General features: G+C 73.6%; 5 protein-coding genes. 1 reads left to right on the top strand and 4 read right to left on the bottom strand.

Going from position 1 to position 6,468, the window contains the following annotated elements; all coding sequences use genetic code 11:
• Positions 1-331: 331 nt before the first annotated feature.
• From ABZ885_RS33025 to ABZ885_RS33010, 4 genes are all read right to left on the bottom strand, one after another.
• Positions 332-1,348 (bottom strand): DUF2278 family protein, encoded by a 1,017-nt coding sequence (locus tag ABZ885_RS33025; RefSeq protein ID WP_360196923.1) that lies wholly within the window; start codon positions 1,346-1,348, stop codon positions 332-334.
• 235 nt (positions 1,349-1,583) lie between these two features.
• Positions 1,584-2,972, bottom strand: a complete 1,389-nt coding sequence (locus tag ABZ885_RS33020) for a chloride channel protein (protein WP_360196920.1) — start codon at positions 2,970-2,972, stop codon at positions 1,584-1,586.
• A gap of 181 nt (positions 2,973-3,153) precedes the next feature.
• Positions 3,154-3,849, bottom strand: coding sequence for a TetR family transcriptional regulator (locus ABZ885_RS33015; protein WP_360196925.1), 696 nt, complete (start codon positions 3,847-3,849; stop codon positions 3,154-3,156).
• Between the two features lie 145 nt (positions 3,850-3,994).
• Entirely contained in the window at positions 3,995-5,161 is a 1,167-nt protein-coding gene (locus ABZ885_RS33010; protein WP_360196918.1) for an acyl-CoA dehydrogenase family protein, read from the bottom strand.
• Positions 5,162-5,498: 337 nt separating this feature from the next.
• Between ABZ885_RS33010 and ABZ885_RS33005 the strand changes: the two genes are divergently transcribed.
• The coding region (locus tag ABZ885_RS33005; protein ID WP_360196915.1) for a nucleotide sugar dehydrogenase at positions 5,499-6,468 on the top strand (970 nt) is incomplete at its 3' end.

Genomic DNA, 6,468 nt, shown 5'->3' with positions numbered 1-6,468 from the left:
ACCGCCGCCGGCCGGGCGGGCGGCGCGCTCGGCGCCGGGGCCTTGGCCGGGGACGGCACCGGAGGCTGGACGGCGACCTGGGCCGGGACGGGCTTGCGGTGCGGGGCGGCCGGGCGGCGGCGCCGACGACGGCGGGGCGTGGAGGTGGTCACGGGGCGAGGCTGCCCCGGTCGAACCCGGGGGAATCCGGAGCTCACCCGGACGGGGGACGGAGGACGCGGCGGCAAGCGGCCGAAGGCGTGAAGCAGCGGCGCCTTGACGGCCCGACGCGGAGACGGGGCGCTCACCGGCCCCGGGAGGACCCGGTCCGTGAGCGCCCCGCCGGAGCGCGTCAGAAGGTGACCGTCCGCCCCTCGGCCGCGGCCTGGCGGGCCGTGTAGGCGACGCCGTGGACCTTGAGGCCGCGGGCGTCGAGCAGCGTGATCGCCCCGCCGTGGTTGCCGAGCTCGAAGCCGTTGCCGCCGCGCACGGTGAGCGTGGCACCGGCGGCCAGCGGCCCGGCGGGCAGGGCGAGCAGGTGCTTGGCCCGGTCGGCCAGGTGCCAGCCGGTCAGGTCGACCGGGGCCGCCGTGGTGTTGAGCAGGGTGACCGTCTCGTCCTCCGGGGCCGGTCCGACCGGGTTGACCACGGCGCCGACGATGCGCACCGCGGCGACGTGGCCGGCCGGGTCGGTCGGGCGGGGCGGGGTACCCGGGATCGTGTGGCCGGTCACGTCGTCGGTGTGGAAGGACTGCGACTGGAAGGCCAGGAAGACCGCGACCCAGCGGTCCTCCGCCGGGAAGTGGATCAGCAGGCCGCCGTCCTGGAAGACGCCGTCGTCGGACGTGAAGTGGCCGCTGTTGCCCTGGTTCATGTGGATGTCGTGGACGCCGTTGCCGGGCTTGAAGCCGAACACCTTGTCCGGGATGGTCGGCTCGGGCCCGAAGCGCTGGCCGATCAGGAAGACCGCGGCGGACGGGTCGTTGATCGCGCGCTGCACGAAGTGGTCCAGCAGGTCGGCGAGGTCGTTGTCGGGGCCGGGGAGGTCGGGCGGCAGGGTCCGCATCGCGGCCGGGTCGAAGAGGTTGCCGCGGATGAAGTCCAGGCTCGCGGTGTCGGGCTTCGACGGGAGGTCGGTCCAGCCGCTGCCGGGGTCGGGGAGCTGCGCGGTCATCGGGTGCCGGAAGTCCTCCAGGACGATGAAGAGGAGCTCCGAAGGGGCCTGCTGGGACAGGACGTTGACCGCGGCGCGGTAGTGGGTGCCGTTCGTGTCGCGGAGGTGGATCTGGTAGTGCGGGGTGTCGCTGGCACCCTCGCGACGCCGGTCGATCGCAGTGGCGGCGAGCACGCCGTAGTTCTTCAGGGGCATGGGTGGGGTCCTTCGGCCGGTCCGGTGGGGGCTCCGGTCCGAGATGCCGGGCCGGAACCCCTCCGTTATGCCGCACCGGCCGCCGCCGACAGCGGCGAATCGACGGATGTTCACCCGCCGTCCGTCGGACGGGTGCACGGCCTGCGGCCATTGACATGACGCTCCGCCGGTCCGCGGACAGCCGATCCGGCGTCCGGCCCCGGGCATGGCCCCGGCCCCTGCCCCCGGCCCGGTGTCAGCCGACCTCCGCCCGGCTCCGCCCGTCCAGGGGGGCGGCGGTCCGGCGCCGGCCGAACGCGCGGATCAGCTCGCCCACGATGAAGCCCGTCACCGTGGCGACGATCAGCAGGGGCGTCGTGTTCTGGGCGTCCCCGTCGAGCAGTGCCGTCGCCAGCACGGCGCTGGTGACCGGCAGCCGGGTGACCGACGCGCTCGCGGCGGCGATCCCGGCCGCCAGGCCCGGGGCGGTGCCGAAGCCGGGCAGCGGACCACAGGCCACGCCGACGGCGGCGCCGATCAGGATCACCGGGAAGATCGGGCCGCCGCGCAGACTGCCGAGCGCGACGCCCCAGCCGGCCGCCTTGCAGAGCACCAGCGCCAGCAGCGCCCCGATCGGCCAGGCCGCCGGGTCCGCGACCAGGGTGCCGAGGGTGATCTGCCCGGAGAGCGCCACCTCCTCCGGCGACCGTCCGGTGAGCAGCGCGTAGGCCGCGATGCAGACGCCGACCAGGACCGCGCAGAGCACCGTCCGGACGGCCGTCTGACGGGCGGTCGGCCCCGCCGCGGAGCGGTCCGGGCCGCCGGTGGTGTACGCCTTGACCTGCCGCCCGAGGCCCTGGCCCGTCACGCAGACCAGCGCCACCACCGCCGCCATCGGAATGCCCCAGAGGAAGTCGCCGGGGTCCGGGATGCCGGCCTTCGGCACGGAGGGCAGCGAGAGCGCGCCGATCGACAGGCCCGTCCAGTGGCCGAAGCCGGTGAACACCAGCGCGCCGATGCCGGTGGCCACCAGGCACGGGAGGATCAGGATGGTCAGCTGCGGGCCGCCGAGCCCGGCCGCCTCGATCATCATCACGGCGGCGACCAGCGGGCTGCCGAAGATGGTGGAGATCGCCGCGGCCGAGCCCGCCGCGCCGAGCACCGGCGCCAGCTGCGGCTTGGCGGCCCGTTCGGCGCCGCGGACCGCGAGCAGGGCCAGGCCGCTGCCCAGCGCCATCAGCGGCGCCTCGGGGCCGAGCACCGTGCCGAGCGGCAGGCAGACGAGGGCGGCCAGCACCACGCCGGGGACGGCCTTCGGCGGGGTGGGCGGCCCGCCCAGGCCGTCCACCGGGATGTGCCCGCCGTGCCCGGGCAGCCGGGTCAGGACCGGGGCCACCAGCAGCCCGGCGAGCAGCATCGCGGGCAGCGGCCACCACCAGGGCGGCTCGTCCAGGCCGACGGCGTCCGGCAGGCTGTCCCACACCCAGTGCTGGAGTTCGTGCTCCAGGCTGACGAAGCCGAACGCGGCCAGCGAGACCGGGATGCCGACCACCGCCGAGACCAGCAGCACGGTGAGGTACCCCTTCGACAGCAGCACCTCACGCAGGGTGGGGTCACCGCCCGCCGGCCGGGTCTGCTCGGGCATGCCCGCTCCTTCGCGCTCCCCGGGGCCGGCCGCCGCCCGGCCCCGTCCTGCGACCGAGTCTGGCCTGCGGCCCGGGGGCCGTACGGCAACCGGTGAGCTCCGTGCGGCGCGCCCCGGCCGGGTTGCGCCGCGCGGGTGAGCCGTCAGGACCGGGGAGCGGCCGGGAGGCCTCCGGGGGCTGTCACTGCTGCCGGACCCGGTCGGACTCCCCCAGTGCGCTCTCGATGCCCTGGACCATCCGCCAGAGCGGTGCCCGGCGGCTGGCGACCAGGACCACCACGTCGTCCGCGTCCCCCTCGCCGGCCGCGGTGCCGCCGTCCGTCCGGTCGCTCCAGGTGCCGGTGACGAAGGCCATCGCCGCGTCCACCTCGGCGACCCAGTCGCTCTCGCCGCCGGAGCGCAGCCAGGTCCGCAGCGCGTGGTTGTGCGCGGAGACCACGGCGGCCGCGATGACGTCGGCCCGCAGCGCGCCGTCCGGCCGGTCGGCGAACCGGCCGCGCAGGTAGTGCGCGAGGGTGTGCTCGTAGCGCCAGACCACCGACAGCTCGTAGGCGCGCAGGCCGGGCACCTTGCGGGTGAGCCGGTAGCGCTGCACGGAGAAGGACGGCTGCTCGGCGTACATCCGCAGGACGAGCCGGGCGGCGTCGCAGGCGTGCCGGACCGGGTCCTCGTCGCCGGTGCCGGACTCCAGGAACTCCGTCATCTCGGCGAGGCTGCGCTCGTGGTCGGGGAAGACCACGTCCTCCTTGGCCGGGAAGTAGCGGAAGAAGGAGCGCCGGCCGACCCCGGCGAGCGACACGATGTCGTCGACCGTGGTCTGCTCGAAGCCGCGTTCCAGGAAGAGCTCGAAGGCGGCGGCGACCAGCGCCTCGCGCATCGCCGGCTTCGGCGGCCCGTCGTTCATGGGCTGGTCCTGTTCTTCCTTCTCGCTCATTCCCGGAACATAGCACCGGCCTCGAACAGCCGGACGTGCGTGCGCGGCGGTGCACCGCGGGCGTTCCGGTGCACCGCCGCGGGGCGTACTACGGCAGGTTGCGGGCCATGACGATGCGCTGGACCTGGTTGGTGCCCTCGTAGATCTGCGTGATCTTCGCGTCCCGCATCATCCGCTCCACCGGGTAGTCCCGGGTGTACCCGTACCCGCCCAGCAGCTGCACCGCATCCGTCGCGATCTCCATCGCCGCGTCCGACGCGTAGCACTTCGCCGCCGCCCCGAAGAACGTCAGGTCACCGTCCCCGCGCTGCGACTTCGCCGCCGCCACGTACGTCAGCTGCCGCGCCGCCTCCAGCTTCATCGCCATGTCCGCCAGCATGAACTGGACCCCCTGGAACTCCGCGATCGCCTTCCCGAACTGCTTGCGCTCCTTCACATACCCCTTCGCGTAGTCCAGCGCCCCCTGCGCGATCCCCACCGCCTGCGCCGCGATCGTCACCCGGGTGTGGTCCAGCGTCCGCATCGCCGTCGCGAAACCCGTCCCCTCCGCACCGATCATCCGGTCCGCCGGAATCCGCACGTTGTCGAAGTACACCTCACGCGTCGGCGAACCCTTGATCCCCAGCTTCTTCTCCGGCGCACCGAACGACACCCCCTCGTCGCCCTTCTCCACCACGAACGCCGAGATGCCCTTGCTCCGCAGCTCCGGATCCGTCACCGCCATCACCGTGTAGAACTCCGACACACCGGCGTTGGTGATCCAGCGCTTCACCCCGTTCAGCACCCAGAAGTCCCCGTCCCGCACCGCCCGGGTCTTCATCCCCGCCGCGTCCGAACCCGCCTCCGGCTCCGACAGGCAGTACGAGAACATCCCCTCACCCCGCGCCAGCGCCCCCAGGTACTTCGCCTTCAGCTCCTCCGAACCCGACAGCTGCACCGGCAGCGAACCCAGCTTGTTCACCGCCGGGATCAGCGACGACGAGGCGCACACCCGCGCCACCTCCTCGATCACGATCACCGTCGCCAGCGCATCCGCCCCCGCACCGCCGAACTCCTCCGGCACGTGCACCGCGTGCAGGTCGTTGCCCTGCAGCGCGTCCAGCGCCTCCTGCGGGAACCGCCCCTGCTCGTCCACCTCCGCCGCGAACGGGGCGATCTTCGCCTCGGCCAGCGAACGCACCGCCTCACGGAGCATCTCGTGCTCCTCGGAGATCCGGAAGAGATCGAAGTCCGACGCCCCTGCGCTGCCCGCCATGGTTCCCGCCTCGTTCGTGTGAGAAGGAGTGATGTTAGCTACCGTTCAGTAGATCCTAGGGCTCCGGCCTGCGGCTGCCTAGGTTCGGCCGGCGTCCGCCCCGGGGTGTCGGCGGTCCGGCGCTCCCGGACGCACGGTCACCGCCCGTGCGGGGCGGGCGTTACGGCGCCAGCGGCCCCCGGAGCCTCCCCGGCCGATCCGCCCGCCCGCCAGCACCGGTGCTCCGGTGCTGATGGGAGGGCCTGGGCGGTACCCCGGCGGGCGGATAGCATCAGGGGTCGTTACGCCCCGCCCGCCCACTGTTCGTCCAGGTCGAGATTCCGCAAAGGGAGAACCCGTGACCCTCCGCATCTCCGTGATCGGCACCGGTTATCTCGGCGCCACCCACGCCGCCGCCATGGCGGAGTTCGGCTTCGAGGTGCTGGGCCTGGACATCGACCCCGAGAAGATCGCGATGCTGACCGCGGGCCGGGTCCCGATGTACGAGCCGGGCCTGTCCGAGCTGCTGCTCAAGCACGTGGCCGGCCACGAGGGCTCGACCGGCCGGCTGCGCTTCACCACCTCCGCCCAGGAGGCCGCGGAGTTCGGCGACGTGCACTTCGTCTGCGTCAACACCCCGCAGCTCAAGGGCGAGTTCGCCGCCGACATGTCCGCCGTGGACGCCGCGATCGACGCGCTCGCCCCGCACCTGACCCGCCCGGTCCTGGTGGTCGGCAAGTCCACCGTCCCGGTCGGCTCGGCGAACCGGCTGGCCGAGCGGCTGGCCTCGCTGGCGCCGGTCGGCGAGGGCGCCGAGCTCGCCTGGAACCCGGAGTTCCTGCGCGAGGGCTTCGCCGTCCAGGACACCCTGCGCCCGGACCGGATCGTGGTCGGCGCCCGCAGCGAGCGCGCCGAGCAGCTGCTGCGCGAGGTGTACGCGGACCCGATCGGGGCCGGGGTGCCGTTCGTGGTCACCGACTACGCCACCGCCGAGCTGGTCAAGGCCGCCGCCAACTCCTTCCTGGCCACCAAGATCTCGTTCATCAACGCGATGGCGGAGGTCTGCGAGGCGGCCGGCGCCGACGTCACCCTGCTCTCCACCGCGCTCGGCTACGACGAGCGGATCGGCCGCAAGTTCCTGAACGCCGGCCTCGGCTTCGGCGGCGGCTGCCTGCCGAAGGACATCCGCGCGTTCATGGCCCGGGCCGGCGAGCTGGGCGCCGACCAGGCGCTCCGGGACTGGGATCCCTGGCTGCCCGCCCCGATAGAGACAGCAGATGGCATGGTCGTCGATCCCGAAGACACTGCCTGGAGCATCAGTCACGACT

Origin of the sequence: Kitasatospora sp. NPDC047058 (assembly GCF_040643935.1) — a bacterium.
Taxonomy (GTDB): Bacteria; Actinomycetota; Actinomycetes; order Streptomycetales; family Streptomycetaceae; genus Kitasatospora.
Note: the sequence above shows the minus strand (reverse complement) of the source record. Positions and strands in the feature narration are given on the sequence as shown.

Excerpts from the sequence above, each read along its gene's own strand:
- ABZ885_RS33015 (WP_360196925.1), bottom strand. The coding sequence starts at position 3,849 with ATGCGCGAGGCGCTGGTCGCCGCCGCCTTCGAGCTCTTCCTGGAACGC.
- ABZ885_RS33025 (WP_360196923.1), bottom strand. The coding sequence starts at position 1,348 with ATGCCCCTGAAGAACTACGGCGTGCTCGCCGCCACTGCGATCGACCGG.
- ABZ885_RS33010 (WP_360196918.1), bottom strand. The coding sequence starts at position 5,161 with ATGGCGGGCAGCGCAGGGGCGTCGGACTTCGATCTCTTCCGGATCTCC.
- ABZ885_RS33020 (WP_360196920.1), bottom strand. The coding sequence starts at position 2,972 with ATGCCCGAGCAGACCCGGCCGGCGGGCGGTGACCCCACCCTGCGTGAG.